Origin of the sequence: uncultured Alsobacter sp. (genome assembly GCF_945952055.1) — a bacterium.
GTDB lineage: Bacteria > Pseudomonadota > Alphaproteobacteria > Rhizobiales > Beijerinckiaceae > Alsobacter.
The window spans coordinates 221,675-238,253 of sequence record NZ_CAMFHB010000001.1 but is presented as its reverse complement, the minus strand read 5'-3'; the positions used below and the strand labels follow the sequence as shown (position 1 = coordinate 238,253).

The 16,579-nt window shown below is 69.6% G+C and carries 12 protein-coding genes; 6 read left to right on the top strand and 6 right to left on the bottom strand.

Annotated features, from left to right (window positions below; all coding sequences use genetic code 11):
• The first annotated feature begins 3 nt into the window (after positions 1 to 3).
• Complete coding sequence (locus Q0Q47_RS01060; protein WP_293853411.1) at positions 4 to 3,288, top strand: error-prone DNA polymerase; 3,285 nt, start codon at positions 4 to 6, stop codon at positions 3,286 to 3,288.
• A 175-nt stretch (positions 3,289 to 3,463) separates the two neighbouring features.
• Here Q0Q47_RS01060 and Q0Q47_RS01055 read toward each other — a convergent pair whose 3' ends face one another.
• Positions 3,464 to 4,294: a hypothetical protein gene (locus Q0Q47_RS01055; protein WP_293853409.1), complete on the bottom strand. Its 831-nt coding sequence runs from the start codon at positions 4,292 to 4,294 to the stop codon at positions 3,464 to 3,466.
• Positions 4,295 to 4,564: 270 nt separating this feature from the next.
• Between Q0Q47_RS01055 and Q0Q47_RS01050 the strand changes: the two genes are divergently transcribed.
• Complete coding sequence (locus Q0Q47_RS01050) at positions 4,565 to 6,493, top strand: methyl-accepting chemotaxis protein (protein WP_293853408.1); 1,929 nt, start codon at positions 4,565 to 4,567, stop codon at positions 6,491 to 6,493.
• Here the strand turns inward: Q0Q47_RS01050 and Q0Q47_RS01045 are convergent.
• The 3 genes from Q0Q47_RS01045 to Q0Q47_RS01035 all read right to left on the bottom strand — a co-directional run bounded on the left by Q0Q47_RS01045 (position 6,475) and on the right by Q0Q47_RS01035 (position 9,888).
• Complete coding sequence (locus Q0Q47_RS01045) at positions 6,475 to 6,876, bottom strand: NUDIX domain-containing protein (protein ID WP_293853406.1); 402 nt, start codon at positions 6,874 to 6,876, stop codon at positions 6,475 to 6,477. The two genes, Q0Q47_RS01050 and Q0Q47_RS01045, sit on opposite strands and share 19 nt — an antisense overlap.
• Positions 6,873 to 8,258, bottom strand: a complete 1,386-nt coding sequence (locus Q0Q47_RS01040; protein ID WP_293853404.1) for a M20/M25/M40 family metallo-hydrolase — start codon at positions 8,256 to 8,258, stop codon at positions 6,873 to 6,875. Before Q0Q47_RS01040 ends, Q0Q47_RS01045 begins: the two co-directional genes overlap by 4 nt.
• 73 nt (positions 8,259 to 8,331) lie before the next feature.
• A complete protein-coding gene (locus Q0Q47_RS01035) occupies positions 8,332 to 9,888 on the bottom strand; it encodes a helicase HerA-like domain-containing protein (RefSeq protein WP_293853403.1) in 1,557 nt (518 codons plus the stop codon).
• A 160-nt stretch (positions 9,889 to 10,048) separates the two neighbouring features.
• Here Q0Q47_RS01035 and Q0Q47_RS01030 point away from each other — a divergent pair, with 160 nt between their 5' ends.
• Positions 10,049 to 10,447, top strand: coding sequence for a DUF2267 domain-containing protein (locus tag Q0Q47_RS01030; protein ID WP_293853401.1), 399 nt, complete (start codon positions 10,049 to 10,051; stop codon positions 10,445 to 10,447).
• 130 nt (positions 10,448 to 10,577) lie between these two features.
• Entirely contained in the window at positions 10,578 to 10,985 is a 408-nt protein-coding gene (locus Q0Q47_RS01025) for a DUF4332 domain-containing protein (protein ID WP_293853399.1), read from the top strand.
• 30 nt (positions 10,986 to 11,015) lie between these two features.
• Here the strand turns inward: Q0Q47_RS01025 and Q0Q47_RS01020 are convergent, their stop codons facing one another.
• On the bottom strand, positions 11,016 to 11,627 hold the full coding sequence (locus tag Q0Q47_RS01020; RefSeq protein ID WP_293853397.1) for a hypothetical protein: 612 nt from the start codon (positions 11,625 to 11,627) through the stop codon (positions 11,016 to 11,018).
• A gap of 131 nt (positions 11,628 to 11,758) precedes the next feature.
• Here Q0Q47_RS01020 and Q0Q47_RS01015 point away from each other — a divergent pair, with 131 nt between their 5' ends.
• The gene (locus Q0Q47_RS01015; RefSeq protein WP_293853396.1) at positions 11,759 to 13,615 is read left to right on the top strand and encodes a methylmalonyl-CoA mutase subunit beta; all 1,857 of its coding nucleotides are present in this window, start codon (positions 11,759 to 11,761) and stop codon (positions 13,613 to 13,615) included.
• Between the two features lie 57 nt (positions 13,616 to 13,672).
• Complete coding sequence (scpA, locus tag Q0Q47_RS01010; protein WP_293853394.1) at positions 13,673 to 15,832, top strand: methylmalonyl-CoA mutase; 2,160 nt, start codon at positions 13,673 to 13,675, stop codon at positions 15,830 to 15,832.
• Between the two features lie 9 nt (positions 15,833 to 15,841).
• Here scpA and Q0Q47_RS01005 read toward each other — a convergent pair whose 3' ends face one another.
• Entirely contained in the window at positions 15,842 to 16,408 is a 567-nt protein-coding gene (locus Q0Q47_RS01005; RefSeq protein ID WP_293853392.1) for a Uma2 family endonuclease, read from the bottom strand.
• Positions 16,409 to 16,579 lie beyond the last annotated feature (171 nt).

Genomic DNA, 16,579 nt, shown 5'->3' with positions numbered 1-16,579 from the left:
GCCATGACCGCCTTCGCGGAGCTCGGGGCCACCACCAACTTCACCTTCCTCGCGGGCGCCTCGCACCCGGAGGAGATGGTGACCCAGGCCGCGCTGCTGGGGCTGAGGGGGCTCGGCATCGCCGACACCAACACGCTGGCCGGCGTGGTGCGGGCCCATGTGGCGATGCGCGAGACCGAGGCGGGGAAGACCGGGCTGCGGCTCGTCGTGGGGGCGCGGCTCGTCTTCGCCGACGGGGCGCCGGACGTGCTCGCCTATCCGGCCGACCGGTCCGGGTGGGGGCGGCTGTCGCGGCTCATCACGCTGGGCAAGCGGCGGGCCGAGAAGGGCTCCTGCCACATCACGCTCGACGATCTCGTCGAGACCCTGCAGACCGGCGGCGGCCTCAACCTCGCGCTCGTCCCGCCGCGCCGGCTGGCGCCGGCCGACGCGACGCGCGTGGCCGCGGCGCTTTCGCGGCTCACCGCGGCCGCACCGGGGGATGTCTGGCTGCTCGCCACCATGCCCCATGCGGGCGCCGACAGGCGGCGCCTCGCCAGGCTGGTGGCGCTCGCCGGGGAGGGGCACGTACCGCTGCTGGCCAGCAACGAGCCGCTCTACCACGAGCCCGCCCGCCGCCAGCTCCAGGACGTGCTGAGCTGCATTCGCGAGCACGCCACCATCGAGACGGCGGGCCGGCGGCTCGAGGCCCATGCCGAGCGCCACCTCAAGGATGGCGCCGAGATGGCCCGGCTCTTCCGCCACGTGCCGGACGCCATCGCCGAGACGCTGCGCTTCCTGAACAGGTGCCGTTTCTCGCTCGACGAGCTGCGCTACGAATATCCCGACGAGCCGGTGCCCAAGGACCGCAGCCCGCAGGCGCATCTCGAGGCGCTGACCTGGGAGGGGGCCGCGCGCCGCTTTCCCGGCGGCATCCCGGGCAAGGTGCGCGACACGCTGGTGCGCGAGCTCGCGCTCATCCAGCAGCTCGACTACGCGCCCTATTTCCTCACCGTGAACGACATCGTCGCCTTCGCCCGCTCGCAGGACATTCTTTGCCAGGGGCGCGGCTCGGCGGCGAACTCGTCCGTCTGCTACTGCCTTGGCATCACCGCGGTCGACCCCACCGAGATCGACCTCCTCTTCGAGCGCTTCGTCTCGGCCGAGCGGCGCGAGCCGCCGGACATCGACGTCGACTTCGAGCACGAGCGGCGCGAGGAGGTGATCCAGTGGATCTATGGCCGCTATGGCCGCGAGCGGGCGGGCCTCGCCGCCACCGTCATCAGCTACCGCGCCCGCAGCGCCATCCGCGACGTCGGCAAGGCCATGGGCCTCACCGAGGACGTCACGGCGGCGCTCGCCAACACCATCTGGGGCAGCTGGGGCAAGGGGCTCGACGAGACGCAGGTGCGCCAGGCCGGGCTCGATCCGGACAACCCGATGATCGGGCGCGCGGTGGGCCTCGCCATGCAGATCATCGGCTTTCCCCGCCATTTGTCCCAGCATGTCGGCGGCTTCGTGCTGACCCGCGGCCGGCTCGACGAGACGGTGCCCATCGGCAACGCCGCCATGGAGGACCGCACCTTCATCGAGTGGGACAAGGACGACATCGACGCGCTCGGCATCATGAAGGTCGACGTGCTGGCGCTCGGCATGCTGACCTGCATCCGCAAGGCCTTCGACATGCTGCGCCTGCACGGGGTGGCGGACCTCACCCTCGCCACCATTCCGCGAGAGGACCCGGTCGTCTACGCGATGCTGCAGCGGGCGGATTCGCTCGGCGTGTTCCAGGTCGAGAGCCGGGCCCAGATGAACATGCTGCCGCGGCTGCGGCCCGAGCGCTTCTACGACCTCGTCATCGAGGTGGCGATCGTGCGGCCGGGCCCGATCCAGGGCGACATGGTGCATCCCTACCTGCGCCGGAGGCAGCGCAAGGAAAAGATCGTCTATCCGCAGCCCTCGCCCCAGCACGGGCCGCCCGACGAGCTGGAACGCGTTCTGGGAAAAACGCTCGGCGTGCCGCTCTTCCAGGAGCAGGCCATGCGCATCGCCATCGAGGCGGCGAAGTTCACGCCCGACGAGGCGAACCGCCTGCGCCGGGCCATGGCGACCTTCCGGCGCGTGGGCACCATCCATCTCTTCCAGGAAAAGATGGTGCAGGGCATGGTGCGGCGCGGCTACGACGCCGAGTTCGCGGCGCGCTGCTTCCAGCAGATCGAGGGCTTCGGCGAATACGGCTTCCCCGAGAGCCACGCGGCCTCCTTCGCGCTGCTCGTCTATGCCTCGTCATGGCTCAAGTGCCACCACCCGGCGGCCTTCGCGGCGGCGCTCCTCAACAGCCAGCCCATGGGCTTCTACGCGCCGGCGCAGATCGTGCGCGACGCCGTGCAGCACGGCGTCGAGGCGCGCCCACCCGACGTCAATGCGAGTGCCTGGGACAACACGCTGGAGGAGCGGGCGGACGGGACGCTGGCGCTGCGGCTCGGCCTGCGCCAGATCGACGGTTTCCGCGAGGAGTGGGCGCTGGCGCTCATGCGGCGGCGCGGCGCCTTCTACCCCACGGTGGAGAGCCTGCAGCGGCGCGCCGACCTGCCCAAGGCGGCGCTGGTGAAGCTCGCCGAGGCCGACGCCATGCGCTCCATGGGCCTCGACCGGCGCGATGCCGCCTGGGCCGTGCGGCGCCTGCCCGATGCCGTGGCGCTGCCCCTGTTCGAGGCGGCGGGCGCGGCCGAACTGGCGCAGGAGCCCCTCGTCACCCTGCCGGCCATGCCGCTGCCCGAGCACGTGGTGGTCGACTACCAGATGCTGCGGCTGTCACTGAAGGGCCACCCGGTCGGCTTCCTGCGCGGCCTGCTCGCGCGCGAGGGCATCCTCGACTGCGCCACCGTGCAGGCCCAGGGCGACGGCCGCCGCATCAAGGCCTGCGGCGTCGTGCTCGTGCGCCAGCAGCCGGGCAGCGCCAAGGGCGTCGTGTTCATGACCATCGAGGACGAGACCGGCATCGCCAACTGCGTGGTCTGGCCGACTATGCGCGAGCGCTTCCGCAAGGAGGTGATGGGCGCGCGCCTCATCCAGGTCGACGGCCGCATCCAGCGCAGTGCCGAAGGCATCGTGCACCTCGTCGCCGAGCGCCTCGTCGACCGTTCGGCCGACCTCGGCCGCCTGTCGCACGAACCCCTTCCCGTGCCGCTCGCCAATGCCGACGAGGTCCGCCGGCCCATCGCGGAGAACCGCGTCAGCGGTGGCCACTCACCGCGCCGGCACCCCCGGGACGTGCGCATCCTGCCGAAGTCGCGGGACTTTCATTGAGAGAGAAAAAGCAAAGGGAGTTCACCCCTCCGCGCGTCATGCCCGGGCTTGGCCCGGGCACCCACGACTAAAGCTCTCAACCACCGCAAAGTCGTGGATGGCCGGGCCAAGCCCGGCCAAGACGGAGAGATGGGTGCAGAACTGAACCGGCAGGACCTCCCGGCAGCCCGAAGCCTCAGGCCACCTTCCCGACCACGCGGGATTCCTTCATCAGCTCGGCCTTGGCGCCGTCCAGCGTCAGGGAAATCCAGGCCTTGTTGTTCATCTCGATCAGCCCGTCGCCGCCGGGATACTGGCGCGCGATGTGGCCGTAGAGCTCGCGCGAGGCGATGCGGAGCTTGTTCTCGCCGTCGGGGTCCTGCCCCAGAAGGATGGTGCGGGGCGCGATCCAGCGCAGTGGCTCGGCGCTGACGAGGCCCCGCTCGCGCGAGGTCAGGATCGAATCGAGCGGGTGGCGTCCGTCGAGGATCAGGCAATCCGAATGGACGGTCCGCACGGCGCCTTCGCCCAGTTCCAGCCAGTCGAGGCCATTCATGGCACCGGGACACAGGACCGAGCCGCCGGCCGGTTCTTCGCCATGGCTGACATGCAGCGCCACCGGGCGGACGACCCCTTCGCCGGACGAACGTCCCGTCGAACTGCCGATCACCCGGATCTGCGTGTCGCCCAGTTCGTAGATGTCGTCGGGCGCCAGCGTCTCGACGGTTCGCTCGGAGCGGAAGTTGCGGTAGACGGCGGACACGTCGTCGCCGGTCGTCTCGAGCTCCAGGCACACGTCGACCGGGAAGAACTCGGCGATGTCCTCGACCTTGACGACGCCTTCGCTCTCCACCCCGGGATGGACGTAGTAGTTGATCTTGCCGTCTTCCAGAACTTCGAACAGGCGCTGCAGGACCTCGTTGGTGGTCCCGATGCCGATCTGCGACCCGTAAAGAAGACGCGATCCGTCCGTGCCGATCACGAGCACCATGCCCGCACAGGGATCGATTACATGGACCTGCGTCATCACCGCGAACTCGTCACACCACGCCTACCAACAATTCACCATGCCAGATCAGGCTTTCTGATCTGTTAAGCGCCCGGGCCGGCGCCCGCACGACGATGCGAAGGCCACGACCCAAGAATTCGTCCGTATTGCGAAATGTCCATTCGTGAATCGGATCGGAAAGCGAAATTGCCAAAGATCAAAAGCGCGCTCATCCCACAACAATGCGTGCAGTTACGAAATATTTTGCTCTGCTCTGTACTGTCCCGGCAAGATCTGCAGAGGACTCACATGGTGACCTGGCTGAACCGATCCATCGGCAATCGTGCATTGGCGCTCGTGATCGCCTCCGGGCTGATCGCCGCCGTCGTTGCCATCATGGGCGCGATGGCCTTGGGCCTGCAACGCGACGCGGCTTTGCGCGGACGGCTTTCCGACGAACGGGCGCAGGTCTCGGAACGCCTCAACGGCGCCATCTACCGCGCCGTGATGGAGTCGCGCGGGATCTACGCCGCCGCGACGCCCGAAACGGCCAAGCCGTTCGCCAGGAACCTGCTCGACGCCCTCGCCGAGACACAGGCCACCGCCGAGAAATTGCACCAGCTCAAGCCGACCGACGCCACGCTCGCCCTGCGCACGCGGGTTGCCGAGTTCGTCACCTTCCGCAGGGAGCTTGCGCGGCTGGGCACGGAGGTCTCCCCGAAGGAGGCCGACAAGGTCGGCAACAACGAGGTCAACCGCGCCAACCGGACCGCCCTCAACAACGAGGTCTCGGCGATCCTCTCGGCCGCCCGCGAGGACGCGCAGCAGACCGAGGCGCAGCTCGTGGCCACGACCCGCATCTTCCAGGCGGTGTATGTCGGCGGCGCGCTCCTGCTCGCCCTCGTGCTCTCGGCCGTCGGCGTGCTGGTGGCGGTGACCACGATCCGCCGTCCGCTCGGGCAAGCGACCCGCTCGCTCGAACAGGTGCTCGCGGGGCAGACCGTGGCCGTCGCGGGTGCGGACCGCAAGGACGAGATCGGCGCCATGGCGCGGGTGATGGCCCGCTCCATCGCCAACGCGCAGCAGCTCCAGACCCTGGAGGAGGAGCGCAAGGCCGGCGAGAACAGGTCGCTCGCACGGGCCGGCCGCATCGCCTCCCTGCAGAAGCGCTTCGGCGAGGTGGTCGAGGCGGCGCTGCGCGGCGATCTCGCCCAGCGCGTCGGCGAAGAGGTCGCCGACGACGACCTGCGCCAGTTCGCGCACCAGCTCGACACGCTGCTGTCCACCGTGGACCAGTGCATCTGCGAGACCCAGTCGGTCCTGCGCGACGTCGCCGCCGGCCGGCTTTCGGCGCGCGTGACCGGAGACTATGCCGGCTCCTTTGCGCTCCTGAAGAAGGGCACGAACGATCTGGCCGGCGAGTTCGAGACGATGCTCACGAACCTTGCCGAAGTCTCCTCCAACGTTCGCACCGCCACGGGCGAGATCCTGGCCGGCGTCACCGATCTCGCCGGACGCACCACCGACCAGGCCGCCGTGGTCGCGGCCACGACCAGCAAGCTCGGGACCTTCGCCAGGACCTTCCGCGACAATGCATCGCGTGCCGCCGAAGCCGTGGCGCTGACCCGAACGGCCGAGGGCGGCGCCCGGGAGGGCGGCGAGGTGCTCAAGTCCGCGTCGCTGGCCATGGAGCGCATCGCCACGTCGTCCAAGCGCATCAACGACATCATCGAACTGATCGACGAGATCGCCTTCCAGACGAACCTGCTCGCGCTCAACGCCGCGGTCGAGGCCGCCAGGGCCGGCGAAAGCGGCCGTGGCTTCGCCGTGGTCGCCGCCGAGGTCCGCAGTCTGGCCCAGCGGGCGGCCGGCGCCTCCAACGACGTCAAGCAGCTCATCGTCGCGGCCCAGAACGACGTGCAGTCGGGCGTTTCGCTGGTCGACCAGACCTCCAGCGTGTTCCACCGCATCTTCACCTCGGTCAACGACGTCAGCCGTCTCATGGACGACCTCGCGGACGCCTCACGCGGCCAGTCCGAAGACATCTCCGGCCTGTCCGAAGAGGTGGAGCGGATCGACGACATGACCCAGCAGAATGCGGCGCTGGTCGAGGAGACCAACGCGGCCCTCGCGGTCACCGACCAGCAGACAGCGAGCCTCGAGGACCTCGTCTCGCGCTTCGACCTGCGTCAGGCGCGGCTCGGCACCACCCGCGGCTCTCAGCGCGCGGCGGCCTGACGCGCGGCCCGCGCATCGCGCGCGGCCTGGCCGAGGTTGGACGGAAGCGCCGCCACCGGCCACCAGCGCACGTCCCCGTGCTTGGCCGGCTCCACGTTGCGCGCCTCCCCGGCCACGACCGTGGCCTGGAAGACCGGCGCGATCCAGTGATGGCCGGGCTCCATCATCTGCGTCAGGCACAGGAGCCCGTGGAGGGCGATCGTCAGGCCGGTTTCCTCGGCCACCTCCCGGACGACCGCGGCTTCGGCCCGCTCGTTCCAGTCGATCTTGCCGCCGGGCAGGTTCCAGAGCGTCTTCTCCGGCGCCTTGAGCCTCAGGACGAGGAGAACCTTGCCGTCCTCCTCGATCCAGGCGCCGCATCCGACACCGGGCAGCCCGGTCACGACGCGAGCGCCGCCAGCACCCGGGCCCAGGAGCGGGTGCCCTTGTGGAAGCTCGTCAGGTCGTACTTCTCGTTGGGCGAATGCACGCGGTCGTCGTCGAGCCCGAAGCCGATCAGCAGCGAGTCGAGGCCCAGGGTGCGCTTGAAGTCGCCGACGATGGGGATCGAGCCGCCGGAGCCGATCATCACCGGGGCCTTGCCCCACTCGTCGGTGAGGGCCGACCTGGCCTGCGTCAGCGCGGGCATGTCGTAGGGCAGCTGGATGGCCTTGGATCCCTTGTGGTGGATGAAGGTGACCGAGCAGTCGGCCGGCACCCTCGCTTTCACGAACGCCTCGAAAGCCTGGCTGACCTTCGCCGGATCCTGGTCGCCCACCAGGCGGAAGGAGATCTTCGCGCCGGCCTCGCCCGCGATGACGGTCTTCGTGCCCTCGCCGGCGTAGCCGCCCCAGATGCCGTTCACGTCGCAGGTGGGGCGCGACTGGATCTGCTCGATGAGCATCCGGCCCTTCTCGCCGATCGAGTGCTTCAAGCCGACGATGCCGAGGAAGGCCTCCTCGGTGAGCCCGAGCGCCCGCCACTGGTCGAGGATCTGGGTGGGGGTCTCGTGCACGCCCTCGTAGAAGCCCGGCAGCGTGATGCGGCCGTCGGCATCGTGCAGGTCGGCGATGATGCGGGCGAGCACGCGGACGGGGTTCGCGGCCGCGCCGCCGAAGACGCCGGAATGCAGGTCCCGGTCCGCGCAGCGGATGACGATCTCCTCGTAGCACATGCCGCGCAGCGACACGTTGATCGACGGCGTTTCCGGATCCCACATGCCCGTGTCGCAGACGAGCGCCACGTCGGCGCCGAGGTCGTCGCGGTTCGCTTCGAGGAACTCCGGCAGGAACTGCGAGCCGCTCTCTTCCGCGCCTTCGATGAGCATCGTGATGCCGATGGGCAGGGAGCCGGTCACGGCCTTCCAGGCCCTGCAGGCCTCGACGAAGGTCATGAGCTGGCCCTTGTCGTCGCAGGCGCCGCGGGCGACGATCATGCGCCGGCCGTCCTCGGCCGTGATGAGGCGCGGCTCGAACGGCGGGACGTGCCACTCGCTCAGCGGATCGACCGGCTGGACGTCGTAGTGGCCATAGAAGAGGACGTGGGGCTTGCCGGGCTTGGGGGCATGCCCGACGACCGCCGGGTGGCCGCCGGTCTCCCGGGGTGAGGCATCGTCGAAGCCGATGCCGCGCAGGTTCTCGGCGACCCACTGCGCCGCCCGCCGCGAGTCCGCGGCATAGGCGCTGTCGGTGGAGATCGACGGGATGCGCAGAAGCTCGAAAAGACGGTCGAGCGACGCGTCGAGATCGGCGTCGATGCGGGCGAGAACGGCGTCCAGGGATGACATGTCGGCAGGTCCGGCTGGGTCAGGGTCATCGACCTTACCCGCGCCGGAGCCGACCGCAATCCCCGCGTGGCCGCTACTTCTTCAGGCTGCCGAGAACGCCGCGCAGGATGGCGCTGGCGATCTGGGTTCCCACCGTGCGTGCGGCCGAGGAGGCGGCATTGGCGATGACCCGCTCGGTGACGGTCATGCGTCCCCGTCCCCCGCCACCCCCGCCGCCGGTGATGCCGCCGAGAATGCCCCCGAGAATACCGCCGAGCCCGCCGGAAGACGACGCCTGCTGCGGCGCCTGCCCCGTCGGCACGGTCCCGCCCTGGCCCGCCGGCTGGCTGGGCGCCGGCGTCTGCAGCTGCCGCCGCTTCGTCAGGATCTCGTAGGCCGACTCCGAATCGATGGCGGTGTCGTAGCGTCCGCGCAGAGGGCTCGACGCGATCACCTGCTGGCGCTCCGCCGGCGTGACCGGTCCGACCCGGGCGGTCGGCGGCTTGATCAGCGCACGCGACACGATCTCCGGAATGCCCTTGCCCTCGAGCATGGACACGAGGGCCTCGCCCACGCCCAGCTGCGTGATGGCCTGCTCGGTGTTGATCTTGGGGTTGGGGCGGAAGGTCGTGGCGGCCGCCTTCACGGCCTTCTGGTCGCGCGGCGTGAAGGCGCGCAGCGCGTGCTGAACGCGGTTGCCGAGCTGGGCGAGAACCGTGTCGGGCACGTCGAGCGGGTTCTGCGTGACGAAGTAGATGCCGACGCCCTTGGACCGGATGAGGCGCACGACCTGCTCGACGGCTTCCAGCAGCGGCTTGGGCGCGTTGTTGAACAGCAGGTGCGCCTCGTCGAAGAAGAACACGAGCTTCGGCTTCTCCGGATCGCCCACTTCCGGCAGCTGCTCGAACAGTTCGGACAGCAGCCAGAGCAGGAAGGTGGCGTAGAGGCGCGGGCTGGCCATCAGCCTGTCCGCCGCCAGGATGTTGACGAAGCCACGCCCATCCCGGTCGAGCTTCATGAAGTCGTTGATGTCGAGGGCGGGCTCGCCGAAGAACTTGGTCGCGCCCTGGTTCTCGAGCACGAGGAGCTGGCGCAGGATCGAGCCCACCGTGGCGTCGGCCACGTTGCCGTACTGCAGGGCGACCGGCTTCAGCCCGTCCGCCTTGGTCATCTCGTTCAGAAGGAGCCGCAGGTCCTTCATGTCGATGAGCGGCAGCTGCTGCTCGTCGGCGATGCGGAAGGCGATGTTGAGGACGCCCTCCTGCGTGTCGTTGAGCTCGAGCAGGCGGGCCATCAGCAGCGGGCCCATCTCCAGCACCGTGGCGCGGATCGGGTGGCCCTGCTCGCCGAACAGGTCCCAGAAGACGGCCGGGAACTGGTCCGGCTGGTACTCGTAGCCCATGTCCTTGGCACGGCTGACGAAATGCGGCTTGGGATCGCCCGGGGCAGCGATTCCGGACAGGTCGCCCTTGATGTCGGCCGCGAAGACCGGCACGCCCGCTGCCGAGAAACCCTCCGCCAGCACCTGCAGGGTCACCGTCTTGCCGGTGCCCGTCGCCCCGGTGATCAGGCCATGCCTGTTCGCCAGCTTGAGCGTCAAAACCTCGGGCTTGTCGCTCTTGCCGACGAAAATGGTGCCGTCATCCGCCATGATGCTGCCGTCCCCTCGCTGTCATCGATGTGAAGGTATAGCGGTGGGGCGTGTCGCTTTCCACCGCTGGCACCGCCTTGGCGCAACGAAGTCGTGCCGGCAGGGCTTGTGCTCCCTGCAGGACACTTGCAATCTTGAACTCAACCTTACGAGGCACCTCATGGACGAACTCGTCACGAAGATCGCCGACGCAACCGGGCTCGACGCCGCCGCGGCGTCCGGCGCCATCGGCATCGTGCTCGACTTCCTGCGCAAGGAAGCACCGGCGGACAAGGTCGCCGCGATGTTTTCCGCGATGCCCGGTGCCGAGGCGCTGGCCGACCAGGCCGCGGCGTCGGACACCGGCGGCAAGCCCGGCGGGCTCATGGGAGCCCTCGGCGGCCTCATGGGCGGCGGGGGGCTGATGGCGCTCGCGGGCAAGCTCACGGGCGCCGGGCTCTCGATGGACCAGATGCAGACGCTGGGACGCGAGCTCTTCGCCTTCGGCCGGGAGAAAGCGGGCGAGGACGCGATGGGCGAGGTCGTGGCCTCCGTCCCGGGCCTGTCCCAGTTCGTCTGAGCGACGCGGGTTCAGCGGCGTGCCCCGGGTCGCGGCGGCACGCCACGCGAGGGATGCGCCCGAGGGGGGCGCAGTCAGGCGGAGCGGCCGGAGTCCGGCCGTGCCGCCGTTCCATGGAGGGGAGACTGCGATGGCCTATCCGATAGCGACGATCGAGGGCATTGGCCCGGCCTATGCCGAGAAACTGAAGGCGGGCGGAATAGCCACCACCGCCGATCTTCTCGACAAGGCGAAGGATCCCAAGGGCCGCAAGGCCGTGGCGGCTGCGTCTGGCATCACCGAGACGCTCATCCTGAAGTGGACCAACATGGCCGATCTCCTGCGCGTCCCCGGCGTGGGGGAGGAGTATTCGGAGCTGCTCGAGGCCGCGGGTGTCGACACGGTCAAGGAACTGCGCAACCGCAACGTCGCGAACCTGACCAAGGCGATGGAAGAGGCGAACGCCAAGCGCAAGCTCGTGCGGGCGGTGCCCAGCGAGAAGGTGGTGGCCAAGTGGGTCGAGGCGGCCAAGGAGCTGCCGCCCATGATGATCTACTGAGAGCGGCCCGGAGGCGTCGAAGGCGCCCGCTCAGCAGCTTCCGAGCTGGCGGGCGCAGACCCGTTCCACCCAGCCGATGCCGAACTCGGTGTCGGCTTCGACCCAGGTGCCGTTGCACGAGAGCAGGCGCTTGACCGCGATGGTGTCGGGCGTGATCGGAAAACCGCCCCGTTTGCCGACGAGCGATGCCTTGCGCTTGGCATCGCGCCGCGGCGCCACCATCAGCGCATCCGAGCCCAGCGTGGCCTTCACCATGGCGCTGGGCACCCAACCGTTGCCGCGAAAGACCGCCGCGGACTGGCGATTGTTGGCGTCCGCCTCGCTCGGGAAGAACGCCGTGTCGATGCGGAACCAGCCGTCGCGGTAGCCGGTGACGCGCACGAGCACGGCCAGCTCGTCGAGGCCGATGACGCGGGGCGGCGGAAGGCGGCCGAGCGCCGGCGCATCCGGCGCGGGCTCCGACCGCACGGGCAGGCCGCCGGGATCGGGATCGTTGGACCAGCCTTCGAACTGGCAGGCCACCACGCCGGTCTGGACGCGCCGGGCCCAGAGCGGCTCGGCCAGGACGGCCTGTGGAGCGACGGCGGCCATGACAGTGGCCAGCACGGACCACCACAAGGCCTTGCTTCTGCGCTTCTTCACCCCTGACATGCCGTCCCCCCGCTCCGTCGAACGGAGGGTGGCGTATTTCGGCAGGTTTGTGCAATGGTCGCGCCGCTTTCGGGCCAGGTGCAATGGTGGTGCCGCTGACGCGGCAAACGGCGGGGTTTCCCATGGCTGATCTCGGCTTCGCCTCCGATTTTCCGCAGCCGACGCGGGATCAGTGGCTCAAGCTGGTCGACGGCGTGCTCAAGGGAGCGCCCTTCGAGCGTCGGCTCGTGGGAGCCACCCATGACGGCATTCGTGTCGAGCCGCTCTACGGAAAGGCCGACGGAACGGCCCCGATGGCCCGCGCCGGCTCGGGGCCCTGGCATGTTCTCGCCCGCGCCGACGATCCCGACGCCAAGCGCGCCAACGCACAGGCGCTCCTCGATCTGGAGAACGGTGCGACGGGCCTGCACGTGGCCTTCTCGGGGTCCGTCGGCGCCCACGGGTTCGGGCTCGCCGACGGCTCGCAGGCCACGGTGGCCACCGTCTTCGACGGCGTCGTCCTCGACGCGGGGATCCACGTCGAACTGGACCTGTCGATCCGATGCAAGGAAGCGGCGACCGCCCTGGCCGACCTCGTGGTCGCGCGCGGTCTCGACCCGGCGGCCTGCGACATCGCCTTCGGCTACGACCCCCTCGGACAATTCGCCCTGCTTGGCGGCGGCCCGGTCGACTGGCCGACGCTCGCGCCCCTGTTCGCCGGGTTGGCCAAGGACCTCCTCGGCCGCGGCTTCAAGGGGCCGGTCTGCGCCGCGGACGGCCGCATCGTCCACGCGGCCGGCGGATCGGAGGCCCAGGAGCTCGCCTTCGCGCTCGCCTCGGCCCTGGCCTATCTCAGGGCCATGGAGGCCGGCGGCATTCCGCTCGACACCGCACGCGCCGCGATCGGCTTCCGGCTGGCCGCGGATGCCGACCAGTTCCTGACGATCGCCAAGGTCCGCGCCCTGCGCCGCCTCTGGGCGGGGATCGAAACGGCCTGCGGGCTCGATCCCGTTCCGCTGCGCCTGCACGTGGAGACGGCCTGGCGCATGACGACCCGCCGCGATCCGTGGGTCAACCTGCTGCGCACGACCGTCGCCGTGTTCGCCGCCGGCGTGGGCGGCGCCGACTCTATCGCCGTCCTGCCCTTCACCCAGGCGCTGGGGCTGCCCGACGCATTCGCCAGGCGGCTGGCGCGCAACACGCAGCTCGTGCTGCAGGAAGAGAGCAATCTCGCCCGGGTCGCCGATCCGGCCGCCGGGTCCGGTGGCATCGAGGCCCTGACGTCGCAGCTGTGCGAGGCGGCCTGGTCGCTCGTGCAGGACCTGGAGACGCGCGGTGGCCTTCATGCCGGGCTCGCCGACGGCACGTTCCACGACAAGGTCGCCGCGGTGCGGACCGAGCGCGGCAAGGCCGTTGCGCGGCGCAAGGACGCGATCACCGGCACGAGCGAGTTTCCGGACGTGTACGAGGCCCCGGTCGCGGTTCTGGTCCCGGCTCCGGCCGCCACGGCCATGCCCGGGTTCGGGCAGTTCGCGTCGCTGGCCCCGATGCGCGCGGCCGAACCGTTCGAGGCGTTGCGCGATGCCGCCGACAGAGCGGCCGCGCGGCCGACCGTCTTCATCGCGACGCTGGGACCCATCGCCGAATTCACGGCGCGCGCCACCTTCGCCAAGAACCTGTTCGAGGCCGGCGGCGTTGCCGCCCCGGTGCCGGAGGGCTTTTCGGCGGGGGATGCCACGGATCTCGCGGCCCTGACGGAGGCCTTCCGGGCGAGCGGCGCCAAGGTCGCGTGCCTGTGCTCCAGCGACGAGCGCTATGCGCGGGAGGCGGCAGAGGCGACCAGAGCCCTCCAGGGCGCCGGCGCCGCGGCGATCTGGCTGGCCGGCCGGCCCGGCGAGCTGGAAGCCGACCTGCGCGCGGCCGGCATCGAGGGGTTCGTCTTCGCGGGCTGCGACGTGCTGGCGACACTGCGCCAGGTCCACGCTACACTGGGTCTGTGATGGCACCTGAAGCCGACAGCCCCCGTTCCGTTCACCGACGCACGGCGGAGTGACGCCATGAGCCGCATCCCGGATTTCTCCACCCTGCCGCTGCCGGCAGCCTCGGTCCCGGCGCCGGCCACCTCCGGCGAACCCTGGGTGACGCCCGAGGAGATCCCGGTGAAGCCGGCCTACACCCAGGCCGACCGGGCCGGCATCGACTTCGTCGACGGCTTCCCTGGCATCGCGCCCTATGTGCGCGGTCCCTACCCGACGATGTACGTCAACCAGCCCTGGACCGTGCGCCAGTATGCGGGCTTCTCGACGGCGGAGGACTCCAACGCCTTCTACCGCCGCAACCTGGCGGCGGGGCAAAAGGGCCTGTCGGTCGCCTTCGACCTCGCGACCCACCGCGGCTACGACAGCGACCATCCCCGCGTCGCGGGCGATGTCGGCATGGCCGGCGTGGCGATCGACTCGATCTACGACATGCGCACGCTGTTCTCGGGGATCCCCCTCGACCAGATGAGCGTGTCGATGACCATGAACGGCGCGGTGCTGCCGGTCCTGGCGCTCTACATCGTCGCGGCCGAGGAGCAGGGCGTCGCGCCCGAGAAGCTGTCGGGGACCATCCAGAACGACATCCTCAAGGAGTTCATGGTCCGCAACACCTACATCTACCCGCCCGCGCCCTCGATGCGGATCATCTCCGACATCTTCGCATTCACCTCGCAGAAGATGCCGAAGTTCAACTCGATCTCGATCTCCGGCTATCACATGCAGGAAGCCGGGGCGACGCAGGACCTGGAACTCGCCTACACGCTGGCCGACGGCGTGGAATACATCCGCGCGGGTCTCGCGGCGGGGCTGGACGTGGACCGCTTCGCGCCGCGCCTGAGCTTCTTCTGGGCGATCGGCATGAACTTCTTCATGGAAGTCGCCAAGCTGCGGGCGGCGCGCCTCTTGTGGGCGCGGCTGGTCAAGCAGTTCGAGCCCAAGAGCGAGAAGTCCCTGCCGCTGCGCACGCATTCGCAGACCTCCGGCTGGTCGCTGACCGCGCAGGACGTGTTCAACAACGTCGTGCGCACGCAGATCGAGGCGATGGCGGCGACCCAGGGGCACACCCAGTCGCTGCACACCAACGCGCTCGACGAGGCGCTGGCGCTGCCCACCGACTTCTCGGCCCGCATCGCCCGCAACACGCAGCTCGTCCTGCAGCAGGAGAGCGGCACGACGCGGATCATCGATCCGTGGGGCGGCTCCTTCTACGTCGAGCGCCTGACGCAGGAGCTCGCGGCCAAGGCCTGGGCCCACATCCAGGAGGTCGAGGATCTCGGCGGCATGGCCAAGGCCATCGAAGCCGGCATCCCGAAGCTGCGCATCGAGGAGGCGGCGGCCAAGACCCAGGCCCGCATCGACGGGCGCACCCAGACCGTGGTGGGCGTCAACCGCTACCGGCCGACCGAGGAGAAGCCGATCGACGTGCTGAAGGTCGACAACTCGGCGGTGCGGGCACAGCAGCTCGACAAGCTGGCGCGCCTCAAGGCGGAGCGCGATCCGGCCGCCGTCGAGGCCGCGCTGAATGCGCTGACCGAGGGCGCGAAAGGGACCGGCAACCTGCTCGCGCTCGCCATCGACGCGGCCCGCGCCAAGGCCACCGTCGGCGAAATCTCGATGGCGCTCGAGAAGGTCTTCGGCCGGCACCGGGCCGAGATCCGCTCCATCTCGGGCGTCTACAAGCGGGAGGTCGGCACCATGTCCGATGTCGTCACGCGCGTGCAGCGCTTGGTGGAAGCGTTCGAGGAGAGCGACGGACGGCGTCCGCGCATCCTCGTCGCCAAGATGGGCCAGGATGGCCATGACCGTGGCCAGAAGGTCATCGCTTCGGCCTTCGCCGACCTTGGCTTCGACGTCGACATCGGGCCCCTGTTCGCCACGCCGGCCGAGGCCGCGCGCCAGGCGGTGGAGAACGACGTGCACATCGTCGGCGTGTCGTCGCTTGCGGCGGGCCACCTGACGCTCGTGCCCGAGCTGCGGGCCGAGCTCGAGAAGGCAAGCCGCCCGGACATCATGATCGTCGTCGGTGGCGTCATCCCGCCGCAGGACTTCGACGCCCTGCGCGCGGCCGGCGCCAGCGCCATCTTCCCGCCCGGTACCGTGATCGCCGAGGCCGCCACGGGCCTCATCGAAGAGCTGAACCGGCGGCTCGGCTACGTCCAGAAGGACGCGGCGGAGTAGGGCGGTCGCCTAAACGTCCGACAGCCTCAGTCGAAAACCGGGCGCGGCCGGATGCGTGAGCACCTCGGATTCCTCACGTGTCACGATGCTGCCCCAGGTCCCATCCTGTGGCTGCGTGTGCACGAAGGTCCGTCGGCGCTTCACGTCGATGACCCAGTACTCCGGCACGCCATAGCGGGCATAGAGGCGGGCCTTCAGGCCCCGATCATAGGCGAAGCTCGAATGCGAGACCTCGATCGCGAGAACCACATCGGGCCCAGTCAACTTCTCCGCTTTCAGTCGAGTCGGGCAGACCGAGATGTCCGGATCGAGCGCCGTCCGCTCGGCGAGGAACAGCGTGGTCTCGACGCCCAGCCAGAGATGCTCTGGAAGTGCTAGGACGAGCTGCCGAACGAGCGTGTTCTTGATCAGCTCATGGACCGGGGACTTCGACTGCATCGGGACGATCTCCCCCTCGACGAGCTCGAACTTCTCGTCGGGGTGGAAAATGCCCTTGCGCTGCATGGCCTCGACTTCGGCGACGGTGAAGGCCCGCCGCGCGAGACCCGTCGCCGCCCGTGTCGTTGCAGCTCTCATGCGAAACCGCTCCCATGCCCGGTCAACGGACGTCGGTTTCCAGTGTAGCATGAGGTGATCGCTCCCCGTGAGGAGACGAGTCCAGCAGGCTTTAGACTGGCCGACAACGAACTGCGGGTTGAACTCGCAGCGGTGCGGAGTGGCCCGGCCCCGGCCGCCCGGGCTAGACTG

What these genes read in the sequence shown, in the direction of transcription:
- Q0Q47_RS01040 (WP_293853404.1), bottom strand. Translation starts at nt 8,258, where the DNA reads ATGTCATCCCTGGACGCCGTTCTCGCCCGCATCGACGCCGATCTCGAC.
- Q0Q47_RS01025 (WP_293853399.1), top strand. Translation starts at nt 10,578, where the DNA reads ATGGCCTATCCGATAGCGACGATCGAGGGCATTGGCCCGGCCTATGCC.
- Q0Q47_RS01050 (WP_293853408.1), top strand. Translation starts at nt 4,565, where the DNA reads ATGGTGACCTGGCTGAACCGATCCATCGGCAATCGTGCATTGGCGCTC.
- Q0Q47_RS01005 (WP_293853392.1), bottom strand. Translation starts at nt 16,408, where the DNA reads ATGAGAGCTGCAACGACACGGGCGGCGACGGGTCTCGCGCGGCGGGCC.
- Q0Q47_RS01030 (WP_293853401.1), top strand. Translation starts at nt 10,049, where the DNA reads ATGGACGAACTCGTCACGAAGATCGCCGACGCAACCGGGCTCGACGCC.
- Q0Q47_RS01060 (WP_293853411.1), top strand. Translation starts at nt 4, where the DNA reads ATGACCGCCTTCGCGGAGCTCGGGGCCACCACCAACTTCACCTTCCTC.
- Q0Q47_RS01055 (WP_293853409.1), bottom strand. Translation starts at nt 4,294, where the DNA reads ATGACGCAGGTCCATGTAATCGATCCCTGTGCGGGCATGGTGCTCGTG.
- scpA (WP_293853394.1), top strand. Translation starts at nt 13,673, where the DNA reads ATGAGCCGCATCCCGGATTTCTCCACCCTGCCGCTGCCGGCAGCCTCG.
- Q0Q47_RS01015 (WP_293853396.1), top strand. Translation starts at nt 11,759, where the DNA reads ATGGCTGATCTCGGCTTCGCCTCCGATTTTCCGCAGCCGACGCGGGAT.
- Q0Q47_RS01035 (WP_293853403.1), bottom strand. Translation starts at nt 9,888, where the DNA reads ATGGCGGATGACGGCACCATTTTCGTCGGCAAGAGCGACAAGCCCGAG.